A 17487-nucleotide genomic window follows, 5' to 3' on the forward strand; every position below is an offset into this window, starting at 1 on the left:
TCACTCCTTGCTTTCCGCGCCGGACAGCGCTTCGACGACCTTCAGCAGTGCGGAGTGATCGAGCGAGCCGTGGCCCATCGCCCGTCCGGCGGCGACGAGCTGGGCGACCAGCCCGGTGATCGGCAGCGCGACGTCGGCCTGCCTGGCGGCGGCGAGCGCGATACCCATGTCCTTGTGGTGCAGGTCGATCCGGAAGCCCGGCGCGAATTCCCGCGCCACCATGGACTTCCGCTTGAGTTCGAGGATCCGGCTGCCCGCCAGGCCGCCCGCGAGGACGTCCAGCCCGACTCCGGCGTCCACGCCGGAAGCCTCCAGCAGCACGATCGCCTCGGCGATCAGTCCGTACGTCCCACCGACCACCAGCTGGTTCGCGGCCTTGACGACCTGTCCGGCGCCATGCGGCCCCACATGGACGATGGTCTTGCCGACGGCCTCCAGGATCGGGAGCGCGGCGACGAAATCCTCGTCGTCACCACCGGCCATGATGGACAGTGAGGCCTGCTCGGCGCCGGCCTGACCACCGGAAACGGGCGCGTCCAGCACGCGGATCTCCCGTTCACCGGCCCGTTCGGCCACCTCGATGGAGGTCTCCGGCCGGATCGTGCTCATGTCGATCAGCAGGGTGCCCGGTTTCGCCGATTCCAGCACGCCGCCCGCCGCCAGCACGACCGCCTCGACCTGCGGGTGGTTCGGCAGCATGGTGATGACGACTTCGGCGCCGGCCACGGCGTCCGTCACCCCGTTCGCGGCCCGGCCGCCCGCCGCTTCCAGCCTCGCGAGCGCGTCGGCGTTCGTGTCGAATCCGCTCACCTCGTGGCCGGCGGCGGCGAGATGTCCCGCCATCGGCCCGCCCATGATCCCCAGGCCGATGAATCCCAGCTTGGTCATGCCAGTCCCCTTCGTTCGAAAGGCAGCCACGACAGCGATTCCGCGCTCGGCCCGTCGGGTTTGTACTCCACGCCGACCTGCCCGCGGTAGCCCGCCGTCTGCAGCTTCTCCAGGTATCCTTCGATGTCCAGCGTTCCGGTCCCCGGCTGGTGGCGCCCTGGGGCATCGGCGATCTGCACGTGGCCGATCCGTCCGGTGTGGACGGTCGTGACCGTGTCGAGGTCGTCTCCGTTGACCGCCAGGTGGTACAGGTCGGCCAGCAGCTTCACGTTGTCCCGCCCGAGTTCGTCGAGCACATTCAGGACGTCGTCCGCGGTCTTGAGCGGGTACTTCTCCGCTCCCGACAACGGTTCCAGGACGATCTCCGCGCCGATCCGCGCGGCCGCGTCCGCCGCGAGCGCCAGGTTCGACAGGCCGAGCTTGTCCTGTCCCGCCGGGTCCGCGGCGTCGATCCGGTTGCCGTAGAGCGCGTTGAACCGGCGGCACCCGAGCCGCTCGCCGAGGTCGATCGCGGAAGCGACGCCGCGGGTGAAGTCGTCTTCGCGGCCGGGCCAGGTGACCAGGCCTCGGTCGCCTCCCGCCATGTCGCCGGGAAAGAAGTTCAGTCCGGTCACCGCGACGCCCGCCCGCTCGACCGAGGCCACGAACGCGTCGACCTCGGCGGCGTCCGGCACCGGCGTCTCGAACGGCCACCAGTACTCGACCGCGGTGAAGCCCGCCGCGCGCGCCGCCTCCGCGCGGTCGAGCAGCGGCAACTCGGTGAAGACCAGCGACAGGTTCAGCACGTAGGGCAGCGCATGACGCGAACCCGCAAGATCAGCCATCGAAACCTCTGCAATTTCGCTCTGCGGAAACTTTCTTTCGTATATCGAGAATAGCCCGCCGACCTGCCTGCGGTCAACGGGCGGTATACCGGATGAGTGGTCCTACGGATTTTTGTCGGACACCCTTGTTAGCGTCGGCGGGTATGGAGACCACGCCCTTCCGAGCCGGATTCCGGAGGCCGATCTCGAAGACCTCCGCACCCGGCTCCGCCGCACCCGCCGGCCCGAAGACGAGACCGTCGAAGACTGGTCGCAAGGGGTACCCGCCGCGTACCTGCGTGAGCTCTGCTCCTACTGGGCGGAGACCTACGACTGGCGTGCCGCGGAAGCGCGGCTCAACGCGATTCCCCAGTTCCGCACCGAGATCGACGGGCTCGGCATCCACTACCTGCACGCCCGCTCCCCGCATCCCGGCGCACTGCCGCTCATCCTCAGCCACGGCTGGCCGGGGTCGGTCTTCGAATTCCTCGACGTGCTCGGCCCGCTCACCGATCCGGTCGCCCACGGCGGCGACGCGGCCGACGCCTTCCACGTCGTCGTGCCTTCCCTGCCCGGGTACGGCTTCAGCGACAGGCCCGCGAAGACGGGCTGGTCGATCCAGCGCATCGCCGACGCGTGGATCCACCTCATGGACGGCCTGGGTTACGAACGCTACGGCGCCCAAGGCGGCGATTGGGGCACGAGCATCACCACGCTCATGGGGCGGACGGCGCCCGAGCGCCTGGCCGGGATCCACCTCAACCCGCCGCTCGCGGCACCGGATCCGGCGACGTTCGGCGATCTCACCGAAGCCGAGCGGAAATCTCTCGACGATCTCGAACGCGGGAACGCGGACGGGTCGGGTTACGCGAACCTGCAGAGGACGCGACCGCAGACGATCGGCTACGCGCTGGCCGACTCACCGGTCGCGCTGTGCGCGTGGATCGTCGAGAAGTTCCAGGCGTGGACGGATTGCGACGGCCGTCCGGAGAACGCGCTGAGCCGCGACGCGATGCTCGACGACATCACGCTCTACTGGCTGACCGGCACCGGCGCCTCGTCGGCCCGGTTGTACTGGGAGAGTTTCGCCGAAGTGTCGAGCTGGTTCACCGAATCCCTTGTGGACACGATCGCCGTGCCGACGGGCTGCTCGATCTTCCCTCGCGAGTCGCCGCGCCCGTCCCGTCGCTGGGCCGAACGCCGGTTCACCGACATCCGGTACTGGAACGAACTGGAGCGGGGCGGCCACTTCGCGGCCTTCGAACAGCCGGCCGTGTTCACCGAGGAGGTGCGGTCGTTCTTCCGGCTCGTACGGTGACCGCTTGACTGTGACACCGTGTCAGGCTGTCCGGTGGGAGGCATCATGTTCAGCATCGGAGATTTCGCCAAACACGGCCGGGTATCGGTCCGGATGCTGCGTCACTACGACGCCATCGGGCTGCTGCGGCCCGCCCACGTGGACCCGTTCAGCGGCTACCGTTCCTACACCGGCGACCAGCTGGCCCGGCTCAACCGGGTGATCGCGCTCAAGGATCTGGGCTTCACGCTCACCCAGGTGCAGGAGATCCTCGACGCGGAGATCGGCGCGGACGAGCTACGCGGGATGCTGCGGCTGCGCCGGGCCGAACTCGAAACGGCCATCGCGGCCGACGAGGCACGGCTCCAGGCCGTCGAAGCGAGGCTCCGATCGATCGAAAGCGAGGGAAGCATGCCTTCCGAAGACGTCGTCGTCAAAAGCCTGCCCGCGGTGCGCGTCGCCGAGCTGACCGGGACGGCGAGCGGATACGTGAACGAAGAGATCGGGCCGGTCGTGCAGGGGCTGTACAAGGACCTGTTCGGCGCGCTCGGCCCGATCACGCCGTCGGGACCGCTCATCGCCTACTACGAGGACGACACCGACGGCGAACGGGTGCTGATCCACGCCGCCGTCCCGATCGCGGCCGAAACCGACGGCTCCGAAGGATTCTCGACGGTGAGCCTCGCCGAAGTGGCGACCGCGGCCACGATCCTGCACCGGGGCTCGATGGAGACCGTGCTTTCCAGCTACCAGGCGCTGGCGAGGTGGGTCGACGCGCACGGATACCGCGCGAACGGCCCGGCGCGGGAGTTCTACCTCGAGTGCCCGGACGACGGGGACAAGTGGGTCACCGAGTTGCAGCAGCCGATCATCAAGGCCTGACGCGCGGCGATGTCATGAAAGGGGCTTTCAAGACGTTTTTCGTCCTGAAAGCCCCTTTCATGACACCCCCGGGCGGCCATCCAGGAAAGCGACCACGGCGGCGCGGAACTCGTCCGGCGCCTCCAGCCACGGCACGTGCCCGACACCGGGCAGCCGCACCCGGGTCACCGAGGGCAGCGCCCGTTCCAGCGAGTCGACGGCCCATCGGGGCCGGTTGTCCGCCATCCCGTCCACGATCAGCGTCGGCACCGGCAGCGACCGGCAAGCCGGGACGAGCGCGGATTCCGACACCGTCCGCATTTCCTCGCTCAGCGCGGCATTCGCCTCGTAGTTGATCGGGAACCAGGGCGTCGCCATCGCTTCGGCATGACGCGCGCCCTCCGCCACGAAATCGGCCGTCCACTGCAGCACAGCGAGTTCACGTTCTTCGGCCTCGTCGCGATCCTTCTCGCGAAGCTCGGCCCACCGCGAATATCGCTCCCCCAGCACCCTCTCGAAGTTCCGCTCGAACTCCGGGCGCCAGTCGTGCCCGAGGCCGACACCCGACACGTAGACGAGCGCGCTCACCCGCTCCGGATGCGCGAGGGCGTAGAGGAGACCGAGATGAGCGCCCCACGAATGCCCGAGCACCGGGACGCGGTCGAGTCCGTGCCACGCACGGACGGCGTCGACGTCGGCCACCATCCGCTCCAGCGTGTACGGGCCGCGCGCCTCCGAGCGGCCGGCGCCGCGCTGGTCCCACCGGATCAGCCGGAACCCCGGGCGTGGATCGAGGGTGCCGAACATGTCCCACAGACCCGGGCCGCCGTGGCAGCACAGGATCGGTTCACCCCGGCCGGTCGCCGAAGTCCACAGCTCGCAGCCGTCGCCGGTGATCATCCCGCGATTATCCGGTAGGCGCGGCCGTCGTCGTTGGCTATCTTCCGCGGCATGACGACGTACACGCCGCCGCAGCGGACGGCCACCCTCGCCGACGCGCCCGCCATCGCGGCACTGATGCGGGCTTCGGTGCTGGAGTTGTTCCCCCGGTTCTACGACGAGACGCAGACCGCGAGCGCGGCGGAGCACATCGCGGCCATCGACCTGCGGTTGATCGAGGACGGCACCTACTTCGTGCACGAGGCGGACGGCGAGATCGTCGCCTGCGGAGGCTGGAGCAGGCGCAACAAGACGCACGCCGGCGCGGGCGACGCGGCCGACGACGAACGCCCGCTCGACCCGGCCACCGAACCGGCGCGGGTGCGCGCCATGTTCGTCCGCGGCGACTGGACCCGGCGCGGGCTCGGACGCGCGATCCTCGAGTCGTGCCGTCTCGCGGCGAAAGCCGAGGGGTTCACTTCGCTGACGCTGACCGCGACCATGCCCGGTGTCCCGCTGTACCTGTCGTTCGGCTTCACCGAAGTCGAACGGGTGACGGTGACGACGCCCGACGGCGTCGATCTTCCGGGCGCTGTCATGGCCAGGGACGTCGAACAGCCGGATAGGATCGGAGAATGATCTCCGGGGCCACCGCACTTTCGTTCGTCTTGATCTGCCTGCTCGGCGCGATGGCACCGGGCCCGGATTTCCTGGTGGTGACCCGCAGCGCGATCCTCGGCGGGCGCAAGGCCGGGATCGCCGCCGGACTCGGCATCGCGCTCGGCGTCTTCGTCTGGGTGGTCGCGATCGCGCTCGGCGTCGCGGCGGTCCTCACCGTGTCCGCGATCGCCTTCACCGTGGTCAAGCTGATCGGCGCCGCGTACCTGGTCTTCCTCGGCGTCAAGGCGTGGCTGGCGGTGCGCCGCGGCGACTACAGCGACCTCAAGGACAAGGTGGCGCCCGTCCTCGCGCCCAGGGAAACGTTTCGACAGGGCCTGCTCACCAACCTGCTCAACCCGAAGGTCGCGGTCTTCTTTCTCGCGCTGATCCCGCAGTTCCTTCCGCACTCGGCCTCGACCGGGCAGACCCTGCAGCTGGCTGTGCTGGCCACGACGGTGGCCGTGGTGTGGACCTTCACCCTGGCGACGCTGGTCGGTTCACTGCGGCGGTTCTTCAGCTCCGGCCGGGTGCGTCGCGCGATGGACGCGGTGATGGGCACCTTCCTGGTCGGGCTCGGGATCCGCGTCGCGGTCCAGAACTGACCGAAGGCGCCCATCACACGGCGTCAGAGGGATTCGGCGGCGAGGCGGGTGCCTTCGACGCGGGCGGCGATCTTGGCGAACGCGGTCTCCCGCGACGTCGAGGTGTCGTCTGCGAACGGCGAGAACCCGCAGTCGTCACAGGTGCCCAGCTTCTCCGGCGGGATGAACTGCGCCGCCCTCAGAACCCTGTCCCGGACCTCTTCGGAGGTTTCGACGCGCGGGTCGATCGGATCGGTCACGCCGACGAAGATCCGCTGCTCAGGACGGGAGTGCTCGGCGATCACCCGCAGCGCCCGATCGGGATCCGCCTCGCTGGCCAGCTGGACGTAGACGTTGCCCACCTTCAGCTGGAACAACGTCGGCAGCAGCCCGGCGTAGTCGACGTCGAGACTGTGCACCGAGTCCTGGTCCCCACCGGGGCAGGTGTGCACGCCGATCTTCGTCCGCTCCTCGTCGGAGAACCGGTCGAGCACGGCGTTGTTCAGGTCCACAAAGGATTGCAGCAATCCCCCGGACGGGTCGAGCTTCAGCGACAACCTGCCCTCGGTGAAGTCGATCTGAACACTGTCCGCGCCCGCGTCGAGACTGCGGCGGATATCGGCCTCCGCCTCATTCACCAGGTCGGCGATGAACTGTTCTCTGTCATATCCGGCCAATTCTTCACCGGGGTAGACGAGCCCGATCGCCGAAGCCGCGATCACCGCCTGTTTCACCGGTTTGGCCGTGTGCTTCTTGGCCTCGCGCAGATAGGTGTCGGCATAGGTCTGATAGCGGAAAGGCCCGGCGGTGAGCCGCGGAAGCTGCCGGGTGTGCCCGTCGGCGAAGGGGATGACGACACCGTCCGGCGCCAGCGACGTGAGACCCGCCAACGGGTAGGTGGCGAAGCTCGGCTTGCCCTGTTCGCCATCGGTGATGACCGGCGAACCGGTCTCCTCCAAGCGTTTGATGGTGTCGACGAGGGCCTGCTCCTGCAACTCGCCGAGCCCGTCGGCGTCGAGCCGTCCAGCCGAATGCTCACCGAGCGCTTCGATGAGATAGGCCGGACGGGGAATGCTGCCGATCGGTTCGGTGGGTATGGTCATCGCGCGCGTCCTCCCGGATGGAGCAGCTTGCGGCCGCCGTGGCCACAAGCGCAGAAACTACCGATCACGCCACTCCTTGACGATCTTTCTGCGTGCCGAAACCACTAATGGTGCAACCATTCGGCCTAAACGGGGTGTTCCGCTCGCCGAGACGTATAGGTCGTTATACGAAATTTCGCGAAATTCGATGCTTACCTCGCCTTGCGCCTGGGTATTCCGTGGATGTCGACGGGCGGGGCGCGCCGAAGGAGAAACCGATGCTGAGCCATCACGATCGGCAAGAGCTGGAGAAGATCGAGCGCTGGTTCGAGCTCACCGAGCCGACGCTGGCCGCCCGGCTCCGTTCCGGAAAGCCCGCGCGGCCTCCCCTGGTCCGCCTGGCGGTCGTCCTGAGTCTCGACATCACCGCGGGTTTGCTGATGCTGCTGGGCATGGTGCTGAACAGTCCCGCTCTCCTGCTGGCCGGGATGATCACCGTGACCACGGCGGTGATCGTGCACCTGTCCCGGTTCGGGCGCGACTGATCCGTCTTCCCGTCCGCCGGTAGAGTCCGGGCGATACGTCCGGTTCACTGGGAGGAAGACGCATGCGGTTCATGATCATCATCAAGGCGGACGAGGATTCCGAAGCCGGGAAGATGCCGCCGATGGAGGCCTTGACCGCGATGGCGAAGTTCAACCAGGACATGCTCGACGCCGGGGTGCTGGTGGGCGGCGAAGGCCTGCAGGAGAGCTCGAAGGGCGCGCGGGTCACGCTCAGCGCCGCCGGGTCCACGGTCACCGACGGGCCGTTCACCGAGGCCAAGGAACTCGTCGGCGGCTTCTGGATCGTCGATGTCCCTTCTCGCGCCGAAGCGATCGAGTGGGCGAAGCGCTGTCCCACTCCCCCGACCGGTGACACCGTGCTCGAGGTCCGCAAGATCCTGGAAGCCGAGGACTTCGGTGAGAACTTCACGCCGGAGCTGCAGGAGAACGAGCAGCGGATGCGCGACGAGATCGCCGAACGGTCCTAAACTCCCGGCATGGCCGTCCGGGAGTGCGTGAGCTGGGTACTTCACGTCGACCTCGACCAGTTCATCGCGGCGGTCGAGGTCGCCCGGCGGCCTGAGCTGCGCGACAAGCCCGTGATCGTCGGCGGCACGGGCGATCCGGCCGAACGGGCCGTGGTGGCGACGGCGTCCTACGAGGCGAGGGAGTTCGGCATCCGGTCCGGGATGCCGTTGCGAACCGCCGCGAAACGCTGTCCCGACGCGATCTTCCTGGCCACGGACGCGCCCGCGTACCAAGAAGTCTCCGATCGGGTGATGGCGACGCTGCGGGAGTTCCCGGTGGTGGTCGAGGTGCTCGGCTGGGACGAAGCGTTCCTCGGCGCCACCACCGACGACCCCGAAGCACTCGCCGCCGACATCAGGCGTGCGGTGGCCGAGGAGACCGGGCTGTCCTGCTCGGTCGGTGTCGGGGACAACAAGCTGCGCGCCAAACTCGCCACCGGATTCGCCAAACCGGCCGGGATCTTCCGCCTCGTCCAGGAGAACTGGTGGGACGTCATGGCCGAGAAGCCGGCGGACGCGCTCTGGGGCATCGGCGCCAAGACCACGAAGAAGCTCGCCGAGGCGGGCTACCGCACCGTGCTGGAGCTGGCAGGCGCCGATCCGGCGGACCTCGCCGCCCGGTTCGGCCCGAAGCTCGGCCCGTGGTACCGGATCCTCGCCGGCGGGATCGGCGACGCCGAGGTCACCGCGACGCCTTACGTGGCACGGTCCCGCAGCCGCGAGACGACCTTCCAGCAGAACCTGACCGATCCCGGGGCCATGGCCGCCGAGGTCGTCGCGCTGGCGAAACGGGTCTCACAGGACGTCGCCGAGGAAGGCAGGCCCGCCGCACGGGTCGCGGTCAAGGTGCGGTTCGCACCGTTCCTGACCCATACGCACAGCGTGACCCTGCCCGCACCGACCTCGGACCCGGCCGAGATCGAGAAAGCGGCGTTGGCCGTCCTCGACATGTTCGATCTCGCCAGACCGGTCCGCCTGCTGGGCGTCCGGGCCGAATTCCTCTCGGTGGCGGCGCGACCCACGTCGCCTTGACAGCGCTCGCGGCGCTTTGCCATCCTGGTTCCGGGCCGAGAGGCGCTGCGACGGAATTCTTCCGCCACGCTCGGCCCGCTGCGACAGACGTAAGGGCGCCTCCCGCTGCGGAGGTGCCTTTCTTGCGTCAGAACCCTTTTCCGGCCGTCGTCGTCGAGGCCGTGCGCTGAACCCCCGCACTGACACCGTTCTTCCCGCCACCGGCGAGAAGGACCGCTCCGCCTTGCCTTCCTTGATGAATGGAGAACCAGTGAGCCCCACCCTGTCCAAGGTCAACGGGATCGAATTCGCCGTCGCCGACCTCTCCCTCGCCGAGGCCGGTCGCAAGCAGCTGCGCCTCGCCGAGGTCGAGATGCCCGGCTTGATGGCGCTGCGCCGCGAATACGCCGACTCGCAGCCGCTGAAGGGCGCGCGGGTCGCGGGTTCGCTGCACATGACCGTTCAGACCGCCGTGCTGATCGAGACGCTCGTCGCACTGGGCGCCGAGGTGCGCTGGGTGTCCTGCAACATCTTCTCCACGCAGGACGAGGCGGCCGCGGCCGTCGTCGTCGGCCCGGACGGCACCGTCGAGAAGCCCTCGGGTTCGGCCGTGTTCGCGTGGAAGGGCGAGACGCTCGCCGAGTACTGGTGGTGCACCGACCAGCTCTTCGACTTCGGTGACGGCCTCGTCCCGAACATGGTCCTCGACGACGGCGGCGACGCGACCCTGCTGATCCACAAGGGCGTCGAGTTCGAGGCCGCCGGCGCCGTGCCGCAGGCGACCGAGGAGGACGGCGAGGAGTACGGCCTCGTGCTGGAGACCCTGCGCCAGAGCCTGACCAAGGAGACCGGCCGGTTCACCCGCATCGCCAAGGAGGTCCGCGGGGTCACCGAGGAGACCACCAACGGCGTCAAGCGGCTCTACAAGCTCGCCAAGGAAGGCGAACTGCTCTTCCCGGCGATGAACGTGAACGACTCGGTGACGAAGTCGAAGTTCGACAACAAGTACGGCATCCGCCACTCGCTCATCGACGGCCTCAACCGCGGTACCGACGTGATGATCGCGGGCAAGGTCGCGGTCATCTGCGGCTACGGCGACGTCGGCAAGGGCGCGGTGGAATCGCTGCGGGGCCAGGGCGCCCGCGTGGTCGTCACCGAAATCGACCCGATCTGCGCGCTGCAGGCGGCGATGGAGGGCCTCGACGTCGTGGAACTCGACGACGTCCTCGAGCGTGGCGACATCTTCATCACCACCACCGGCAACTTCGACATCATCATGGCCGACCAGATGGCCAAGATGAAGCACAACGCGATCGTCGCGAACGTCGGGCACTTCGACAACGAGATCGACATGGCAGGCCTCGCGAAGATCCCGGGCATCCAGAAGATCGAGATCAAGCCGCAGGTGCACGAGTGGGTCTTCCCCGCGACGGCCGACCGCGAAGCGCACTCGATCCTCGTGCTGTCCGAGGGCAGGCTGATGAACCTCGGGAACGCGACCGGCCACCCGAGCTTCGTGATGTCGAACTCCTTCACCAACCAGACGATCGCGCAGATCGAGCTGTTCACGAAGCAGGGCGAGTACGCCACCGACGTCCACGTGCTGCCGAAGCACCTCGACGAGAAGGTTGCGCGCCTGCACCTCGACGCGCTGGGCGTCCGGCTGACGAAGCTGACCAAGCGCCAGGCCGAGTACATCGGCGTGGACGTCGAAGGCCCGTACAAGCTGGACCACTACCGGTACTGAGGTCTTGCCGCCTCGTGAGTGGCGATTCGGGTTCTATTTGAGGGGTAAGGCAAAGGTGTCGGGTCGACGAGGGCGCGAGTTGTCACTCAGGGTGAGGGGTGTGTGGAAATAGGGACGCTCAACGTCCCTATTTCCACACACCCTCCCTGTCCGACTGTCGTGACCGGTCCGGTCACGACAGGACTGTGTGGATTTCTGGTCATCCAACGCACCAAAATCCACACAGTCGACGCCACAGGCCCGGTGTCGCGCAGAGTCACCGACACCGTCCACAAACACGCCAGGTTTGCCTTACCCCTCAAATAACCCCAATCGCCACTCACGACCCGGCACCTCACCAACCCGGCGAAGCACTAGGCCGAATGCGTGAAAACTACGGCCGGATGGACCTGTTTCTCGCGGTTTGAAGCGGGAATCCCCTTAGTAGCCACACCCCGGCAGCAGTCGAGCCGGGCGACTACGAAGGAGAAGGTGCCCCCGTGATCATTCTCGGCGTCATCCTGATTGTCATCGGTGTCATCGCCAGCATCCCTGTTCTGTATTCGATCGGGATCGCGCTTGCGGTCATCGGCATCATCCTGGCCGTTCTCGGGAACACCGGGAAGGCCATCGGCGGTCGCGCCCACTGGTACTGAGCACCAGCCCTCAAGCAGACCGGGCACCCGGCGTTCCCCTCACGCCGGGTGCCCGGTCTGTTTCCGTTCTCCGCCCGTCGGGTATCCGCAGCGGACGAGCAGAAGGAGAGATGGCCGATGGCCGGAACGGACCCTCGCCCGTACTTGGCGGAGGCGAGCTACCCGTGCGGACGCGACGAACTCCTGCGTGCCGCCGCGGCGGCCGGAGCGGGCGACGACGTCCTAGGTCCGCTGGGAGCACTTCCCGCGAGTGACTACGCGGACGGAGACGGGGTTTGGGACGCGGTCTGCGTTTCTGACGGCACCACGAAGGAAGCACAGTGACATGAAGGGGTCCCCCGGCTCCGAGGGGGAGGGAGAGCCGGAGGACCCCGTCATAGTTAACACATGTCCGGCCACTATGTACACGAATGCATACACCTTCGAGTGGCAATCGGTCCTGATCACCCGATTCGGGCGGGACTGGTGTATTGACCGTCGGTCAAGAAGCTCGCAACAGCAGCTGAGCCGACACCTCCGCGCACGAGCAACCGCCATCGACGTCGAAGCAGTCGATCGTCAGCGTGTGCCGGGCGAAGTCGAGGTCGACGCAGCCGTCTTCGCTGCATTCGGCGAATCCACCGTCGAGGTGGACCACCAGGGTTCCGTGGCAGTGGTCGAGTCCGCCAGTGCAGAACGCGCACTCCATGCTCATGCCGCCTCCCGCGATCAGATCGAAGATCGCTCCGGAAAAGTTCTCCTCGATTGCCTTACTACCACCGAGGGGCGACAGATCCTGGCATACGCACGGCGTGTCGCGAGACCCGGCCGGGTGATGCCGGGCACAACTGTCCACAAAGGAGAGTCAGGCGCTCTTGGGGGTCCGCTTGCCGGAAGCGGGTTTCTTGGCGGCGGTGGCCTTCTTGGCCGTCGACGGTTTCCGGCTCTTCTTCGCCTCGCTCACGCTGGCCTGCAAGGCCTCCATGAGATCGACGACGTCGGCTTTCGCGCCGACGGCCTTCGGTTTCGCCGTCTCGTTGCCCGCGGCCTTGGCCTCGATCATGGCCTCCAGCGCCTCGCGGTAGGAGTCGTTGTACTTCTCGTGCTCGAACACCGGCTCCGACAGGGAGTCGATCAGCGAACCCGCCATCGTCAGTTCCTGCGGCCGCACCTGCGGCGGATCCTCGTGCAGGAACCCGAAGTCCGGGACACGGACCTCGTCGGGCCACAGCATGGTCGTCATCATCAGGACGTCGCTGTGCACCCGCAGGATCGCGAGCGTCTCCCGCTGCCGGATGGCGACCTTCGCGATCGCGACATGGCTCGCCTTCTCCAGCGCGTCACGCAGAACCACGTACGGCTTGACGGCGTTCTTCTGCGGTTCGAGGTAATAGGTCTTGTCGAAGTGGATCGGGTCGATCGACTCCAGCGGCACGAACTCGAGCACGTCGATCGCCCGCGAAGACGCCAGCGGCAGCTCGGACATGTCCTCGTCGGTGAGCACGACCATCTCGCCGTCGGGCAGCTCGTAGCCCTTGGCGATCTCGGCGTAGGGCACTTCCTCGCCGTCGATCGTGCAGAACCGCTTGTACTGGATTCGGCCGCCGTCGGATTCGTGCACCTGGCGCAGCGAGACGTTCTTGTTCTCGGTGGCCGCGTAGAGCTGGATCGGGATGCTCACCAGCCCGAAGGACACCGAGCCCTTCCACATCGAACGCATCGCGCCGCACCTCCGCCGTCACCTGCCGTACTCACGCACGGTGACAACGGTAACCCGAAAAGGCTCACCGCGACAGTCCCGCGAACCCGGTCGCAGGACTGCCGCGGTCCTCGAATCAGGCTTCGGCCAGGTACTTCTCCGCCTTCGCGGGATCGAAGAACCAGTGCTGGAAGTCGGTCGGATCGGAGAACCCGTTCGCGAACCGCTGCGCCACGGCGGGCTTCTCCCCCGCCGCGCCGATGATCTGGAGCACGTGCGGGGGCGGCGGCTGCAGCATCGCGTTGGTCCAGGTCGTGACGTGCTGGGCGTACTCCCAGTACTTCTCGAACGACGCCGTCATCCATTCCTCGTCGAACGGCTTGTCCCCGCGTTCGAGGATGGAGTCCAGATAGGACGCCGCGCAGTGGCTCGCGTTGTTGGAGCCCTGGCCGGTGATCGGGTCGTTGGCCACCACGACGTCGGCCATGCCGAGCACGGCGGTCCCCGACGCCAGCTTGCCGACCGCGCTCCGCACGACCGGGGTGTACCCGCCGGCCAGCGTCGCCTTCTCGTCGGTCAGCACGGCGTCGCGCGAGCGCTCGTACTCCCACGGGAGGAACTGCTTCATCAGCGACAGGATCCTGTCGAGATGCTGCTGCGGCGTAGGCCGATCGCCCCAGCAGTCGAGCGGCCCGCCGGGGATGCCCTCGAAGAACAGGATGTCGCAGTTCCCGCTCAGCGTGTACGCGGGGATCATGAACAGCTCGCCCACACCGGGGATGATGTTGAAGCGCACCGCCGCCTTGTCCGGGTGCTCGGGCCGGGGCTCGAGGCCGTGCACGTAGGCGAGCGAAAGCGCGCGCTGCGGTTCGGTGTACGGCGAACGCTCCGGCATCCGGTCGAACAGCTGGACCAGCTCACCCTTGCCCGCCGCGATGACGACCAGGTCGTACAGCTTCGCCAGCGGCGCCAGATCCGAAGTGGTGACGCCGTGGATGACGACCTTGCCGCCGCGATCCTCCACCAGCTCCAGCCAGGCCGCCATCTTCACCCGCTGGTCCACCGACTGCGCGTAGTTCTCCAGCGGCGCGAACCAGTCCAGCACGCGAGCGGAATCCGGTCCGGCGATGGACACGCCGAGTCCCTCGACCCGGACGGTCTCGTCCTCCCACAGGTTCAGCTTGTGGTCCCGCTCGTGCTGCAAGGCGGAGTGGAACATGCACTGGGTCGACATCACCTTGCCGGACCGGATCTCGTCCGGTGTCCGCGCCGACATCACCGTGACGTCGTAGTCGTGGTTCAGCAGGCTCAAGGCCAGCTGCAACCCCGACTGCCCGGCACCGACGATCAGAACCTTGCGCATCCTCGACGTTCCTCCCAGAACTGTTCAGCTGAGTGAAGCAAATTCCCGACCTGGTCCGGAGACCACCGCGAGGGACAGCGTGTGGGACACCAGTTCCCGCAACGTCGCGACCGCCGACTTCGGGTCGCGGGCGTCGCAGGTGACCAGCGGGATGTCCGGGGACAGCGCCAGCGCGTCGCGGACCTCCTCGAGGTCGTGCACCGCCGTCCCCTCGAACTGGTTGACCGCGACGATGAACGGCAGCTCAGAGTCGTTCTCGAAGTAGTTGATCGCGGCGAACGACTGGTCGATCCGGCTGGTGTCGACCAGCACGACGGCGCCGAGCGCGCCGCGCGAGAGGTCGTCCCAGAGGAACCAGAAGCGAGCCTGACCGGGAGTGCCGAACAGGTACAGGAGCAGGTCTTCACGCAGGGTGATCCGGCCGAAGTCCATCGCGACCGTGGTCGTGGATTTGGTCCCGGGCGGCACCAGCTCGTCGACCCCGGCGCCTGCCTCGGTCATCCATGCTTCGTTGCTCAGGGGCGGGACCTCGGAGACGGAGCCGACGAACGTCGTCTTGCCCACGCCGAATCCACCGGCGACCACGATCTTGGCGGAGATCGCCAGAAGATCGGCGTCAGACCGGGAGGCGCTTGAGTCCATCGAGGATCCTCTCGAGCACGTTCGTATCGTGGTTGTAAGCGTGGGCCGTCGGGTGCACGAAGACGGCGCCCTGGGTGGCGAGGTCGCCGATGAGCACACGGACCACGCCCAAGGGCAGATCCAGTCCCACCGAGAGCTCGGCGATCGACGAGCGTTCGCGGGCGCGCTCGTACAGTGAACGCGATTCGGGCATCAGCGCCTCGGCCAGCGAAGGGTCATAACGCGGAACCGAGATCAGGGTCTCCACCAGCAGCAGCTGGCTGCTCTTGGTGCGGCCGCCGGTCAGCGCGTACGGCCGGATTCTGCGGCTGCGCATCTTGACCGGCCGGTCCGGAGCTTGGTCGCTGGACACGGTCATCCCTTCCTTCTCCGGATTCTCAGGCCTGCGGCCGTCGGGCGGTCAGGACCTGCCGGAGTCCCGCCCGCACCTCGGGGGTGAGGGCGTGACCGGCGTTGGTGATGAACTGGGTCATCTCGTAGGCGACGACCTTCATGTCGCAGTCCGGTTCGGTGAGCACCGCGAGCCCGGCCTCGGCACCGATCCCCATGAACAGGAAGTACCCGCGGGTGAGCCGGATGATGATCTGCTCGCAGTTGCCCTTGCCGAACAGCGCGGCGCTGTTGCCCGCGAGGCTGAGCAGGCCGCTCGCGATGGCGGCGAGCTGCTCGGCGTCGTCACTGGACACCGATTCCGAAGCGGTCAAAGGGAAACCGTCGACGGACATGATCAGCGCGTGACTGGCGCCGTGCACCTTGCGCACGAAGTCGTCGAGCAGCCACGTGAAATCCGTGGTCGCGTCCTGGGCGGTCACTGGGTGTTTCCTCCGGTCTCACGCTCGTGCCGGTCATCGAGAGCGGCGCGCTCGCCGTCGCTGAAGGCATCGAGGTCGGCCAGCAGCGCCTCGTGCCCGTCCGCCGCGTCGGCGGGCGGGGTGGTCGGCAGGGCCGGTTCGTCGGGCAAAGTCCTGATACTGCGGGAAACCCGGCGCGGAAGACCGCTCGCCGTGGTGCCGCCGTCGGCGGCGGGCGGCTGGAAGGCCGTGCGCGGACGCGGGCTGGGCTTGCGTTCCGGTTCCACCGAGGTGGCCGGGCGGCGCCTCGGCAGCCCGGACGGCGTCGCGACGGGGTTCCCCACGGGGGCTCCGTTGGTGATCCTGGCCTGCGGCAGCACCACGGTCTGCGAGCCGGACCACTGCTTCTCGGCCAGTTCCGAGACCACCGGGACCGGCAGCAGCACGGTGGCGACCGTGCCGTGCGGGGTACGGCGGTCGAGTTTGACGATGATCTCGTGCCGGTCGGCGAGCCTGCCGACGACGGCGAGTCCCATGTGCCGCACCGAATCGTCGTCGAGTACCGGACCTGCCGCGAGGCGCTCGTTCAGCACCGCGAGGCGATCGGGCGGCATGCCGATGCCCTCGTCCTCGATGCGGATCAGCACACTCCCCTGTTCGGTGAGGTGCGCGCTGACGCTGACCGGAGAACTCGGCGAAGACTGGTTCGCCGCGTTGTCGAACAGTTCCGCGAGGATCCGGCTGACGTCCTCGGCGGCGAAACCGACGACACCGAGCGAAACGACGCGGCCGATCGTGATCCGCGAGTAGTGGTCGATCGACGACATCGCGGCCCGCATCACGTCGAGCACGGACGAGATCCCGGCAGCCGTGTCGTCGGCGTCGCGGCCGGCGAGCACGCGCAGGTTCTCGGCGTTGCGCCGCAGGCGGGTCGCCAGGTGGTCGAGCCGGTAGAGCTCGGCGAGGCGGTCGGAATTGTCCTCCCCCGCCTCCATCGTCTCCAGTTGCGCGAGCAACTGGTCGAGCAGATTGAGGTCGCGCAGCGCGACATTGGAACAGACGCCGGCTAGCGCGCCGGCGTCTGGCGCCTCCACAGCGGGCCGCTGTTCCACCACCGGCGGTTCGGCGGGCGGAGCCGACGGAGCGTGCCGGGGCGGTGCGGCGAGGAACTGCGCCGCGGCGACCCTGGAACGGTCCAGAAGAACCCGTGAGCGGTCAAGCAAGCCTCGAGCCCGCGTCACCATGTGCTTCCACTTCTTTCTCTTTCGCGTACCCGGACCGGTGTCGCACTCCCCAGCACAACGACGGTCATGCAAGCAGAAGTCACTATCCGTGTCCACAGTCGGTTTCCGTCCAACAGCTGGCAGTGACGCGGTCTCGAAAGCGTTACGGCTGGTGAGCGGTGCCCACTAGGCCATTCGGCTCATCTTGAGTGTCCTGCGACACGGGGGATGTCCGAAAAGTGCGGACTGCGCAGAAATTTGCGCGCCCCGCAAC

Annotated in this window: 21 protein-coding genes; 10 read left to right on the forward strand and 11 right to left on the reverse strand. The window is 67.6% G+C overall.

The window, feature by feature from the left end; genetic code table 11:
* Together ACZ6YV_RS22540 and ACZ6YV_RS22545 are read right to left on the reverse strand one after the other, a co-directional pair.
* Complete coding sequence (locus ACZ6YV_RS22540; RefSeq protein ID WP_465511491.1) at positions 1 to 888, reverse strand: NAD(P)-dependent oxidoreductase; 888 nt, start codon at positions 886 to 888, stop codon at positions 1 to 3.
* Positions 885 to 1712: a hydroxypyruvate isomerase family protein gene (locus ACZ6YV_RS22545; RefSeq protein ID WP_465511492.1), complete on the reverse strand. Its 828-nt coding sequence runs from the start codon at positions 1710 to 1712 to the stop codon at positions 885 to 887. Before ACZ6YV_RS22545 ends, ACZ6YV_RS22540 begins: the two co-directional genes overlap by 4 nt.
* 112 nt (positions 1713 to 1824) lie before the next feature.
* On the opposite strand from ACZ6YV_RS22545, the gene ACZ6YV_RS22550 reads away from it, so the two are divergent.
* Both ACZ6YV_RS22550 and ACZ6YV_RS22555 read left to right on the forward strand, forming a co-directional pair.
* Positions 1825 to 3009: an epoxide hydrolase family protein gene (locus ACZ6YV_RS22550; RefSeq protein ID WP_465511493.1), complete on the forward strand. Its 1185-nt coding sequence runs from the start codon at positions 1825 to 1827 to the stop codon at positions 3007 to 3009.
* A 45-nt stretch (positions 3010 to 3054) separates the two neighbouring features.
* Positions 3055 to 3870 (forward strand): MerR family transcriptional regulator, encoded by an 816-nt coding sequence (locus ACZ6YV_RS22555; protein WP_465511494.1) that lies wholly within the window; start codon positions 3055 to 3057, stop codon positions 3868 to 3870.
* A gap of 57 nt (positions 3871 to 3927) precedes the next feature.
* Here ACZ6YV_RS22555 and ACZ6YV_RS22560 read toward each other — a convergent pair whose 3' ends face one another.
* Entirely contained in the window at positions 3928 to 4749 is an 822-nt protein-coding gene (locus ACZ6YV_RS22560; protein ID WP_465511495.1) for an alpha/beta fold hydrolase, read from the reverse strand.
* Between the two features lie 51 nt (positions 4750 to 4800).
* On the opposite strand from ACZ6YV_RS22560, the gene ACZ6YV_RS22565 reads away from it, so the two are divergent.
* Together ACZ6YV_RS22565 and ACZ6YV_RS22570 are read left to right on the forward strand one after the other, a co-directional pair.
* Positions 4801 to 5367 carry a GNAT family N-acetyltransferase gene (locus tag ACZ6YV_RS22565; protein ID WP_465511496.1) on the forward strand — a complete coding sequence of 189 codons (567 nt, stop codon included), beginning with the start codon at positions 4801 to 4803 and terminating at the stop codon, positions 5365 to 5367.
* A complete protein-coding gene (locus tag ACZ6YV_RS22570) occupies positions 5364 to 5990 on the forward strand; it encodes a LysE family translocator (protein ID WP_465511497.1) in 627 nt (208 codons plus the stop codon). Before ACZ6YV_RS22565 ends, ACZ6YV_RS22570 begins: the two co-directional genes overlap by 4 nt.
* A gap of 23 nt (positions 5991 to 6013) precedes the next feature.
* Here ACZ6YV_RS22570 and ACZ6YV_RS22575 read toward each other — a convergent pair whose 3' ends face one another.
* On the reverse strand, positions 6014 to 7072 hold the full coding sequence (locus ACZ6YV_RS22575) for a cobalamin-independent methionine synthase II family protein (protein WP_465511498.1): 1059 nt from the start codon (positions 7070 to 7072) through the stop codon (positions 6014 to 6016).
* A gap of 257 nt (positions 7073 to 7329) precedes the next feature.
* Here ACZ6YV_RS22575 and ACZ6YV_RS22580 point away from each other — a divergent pair, with 257 nt between their 5' ends.
* From ACZ6YV_RS22580 to ACZ6YV_RS22605, 6 genes are all read left to right on the forward strand, one after another.
* On the forward strand, positions 7330 to 7596 hold the full coding sequence (locus tag ACZ6YV_RS22580) for a DUF3040 domain-containing protein (protein ID WP_465511499.1): 267 nt from the start codon (positions 7330 to 7332) through the stop codon (positions 7594 to 7596).
* A gap of 62 nt (positions 7597 to 7658) precedes the next feature.
* Positions 7659 to 8084 carry a YciI family protein gene (locus tag ACZ6YV_RS22585; RefSeq protein WP_465511500.1) on the forward strand — a complete coding sequence of 142 codons (426 nt, stop codon included), beginning with the start codon at positions 7659 to 7661 and terminating at the stop codon, positions 8082 to 8084.
* 9 nt (positions 8085 to 8093) lie between these two features.
* Positions 8094 to 9155 (forward strand): DNA polymerase IV, encoded by a 1062-nt coding sequence (locus ACZ6YV_RS22590; RefSeq protein WP_465511501.1) that lies wholly within the window; start codon positions 8094 to 8096, stop codon positions 9153 to 9155.
* A 250-nt stretch (positions 9156 to 9405) separates the two neighbouring features.
* Positions 9406 to 10881, forward strand: coding sequence for an adenosylhomocysteinase (gene ahcY / locus ACZ6YV_RS22595; protein ID WP_465511502.1), 1476 nt, complete (start codon positions 9406 to 9408; stop codon positions 10879 to 10881).
* A 479-nt stretch (positions 10882 to 11360) separates the two neighbouring features.
* A complete protein-coding gene (locus tag ACZ6YV_RS22600) occupies positions 11361 to 11516 on the forward strand; it encodes a DUF6131 family protein (RefSeq protein ID WP_005159014.1) in 156 nt (51 codons plus the stop codon).
* A gap of 117 nt (positions 11517 to 11633) precedes the next feature.
* Positions 11634 to 11840, forward strand: coding sequence for a DUF2795 domain-containing protein (locus ACZ6YV_RS22605; protein WP_465511503.1), 207 nt, complete (start codon positions 11634 to 11636; stop codon positions 11838 to 11840).
* 157 nt (positions 11841 to 11997) lie between these two features.
* Here ACZ6YV_RS22605 and ACZ6YV_RS22610 read toward each other — a convergent pair whose 3' ends face one another.
* The 7 genes from ACZ6YV_RS22610 to ACZ6YV_RS22640 form a co-directional block, all read right to left on the reverse strand.
* Positions 11998 to 12210: a hypothetical protein gene (locus tag ACZ6YV_RS22610; protein ID WP_378239269.1), complete on the reverse strand. Its 213-nt coding sequence runs from the start codon at positions 12208 to 12210 to the stop codon at positions 11998 to 12000.
* Between the two features lie 150 nt (positions 12211 to 12360).
* The gene (gene ku / locus ACZ6YV_RS22615) at positions 12361 to 13215 is read right to left on the reverse strand and encodes a non-homologous end joining protein Ku (protein ID WP_465511504.1); all 855 of its coding nucleotides are present in this window, start codon (positions 13213 to 13215) and stop codon (positions 12361 to 12363) included.
* Positions 13216 to 13330: 115 nt separating this feature from the next.
* On the reverse strand, positions 13331 to 14557 hold the full coding sequence (locus ACZ6YV_RS22620) for a styrene monooxygenase/indole monooxygenase family protein (RefSeq protein ID WP_465511505.1): 1227 nt from the start codon (positions 14555 to 14557) through the stop codon (positions 13331 to 13333).
* Positions 14558 to 14581: 24 nt separating this feature from the next.
* Positions 14582 to 15199 carry a GTP-binding protein gene (locus ACZ6YV_RS22625; RefSeq protein WP_465511506.1) on the reverse strand — a complete coding sequence of 206 codons (618 nt, stop codon included), beginning with the start codon at positions 15197 to 15199 and terminating at the stop codon, positions 14582 to 14584.
* On the reverse strand, positions 15174 to 15557 hold the full coding sequence (locus tag ACZ6YV_RS22630) for a DUF742 domain-containing protein (protein WP_039918479.1): 384 nt from the start codon (positions 15555 to 15557) through the stop codon (positions 15174 to 15176). Before ACZ6YV_RS22630 ends, ACZ6YV_RS22625 begins: the two co-directional genes overlap by 26 nt.
* 19 nt (positions 15558 to 15576) lie before the next feature.
* Positions 15577 to 16011 carry a roadblock/LC7 domain-containing protein gene (locus ACZ6YV_RS22635; protein WP_005159022.1) on the reverse strand — a complete coding sequence of 145 codons (435 nt, stop codon included), beginning with the start codon at positions 16009 to 16011 and terminating at the stop codon, positions 15577 to 15579.
* Complete coding sequence (locus ACZ6YV_RS22640) at positions 16008 to 17234, reverse strand: sensor histidine kinase (RefSeq protein WP_465511507.1); 1227 nt, start codon at positions 17232 to 17234, stop codon at positions 16008 to 16010. The genes ACZ6YV_RS22635 and ACZ6YV_RS22640 overlap by 4 nt, the downstream gene beginning before the upstream one ends.
* Positions 17235 to 17487: the final 253 nt, after the last annotated feature.

The sequence above is a fragment of the Amycolatopsis sp. NPDC102522 genome, assembly GCF_055584485.1.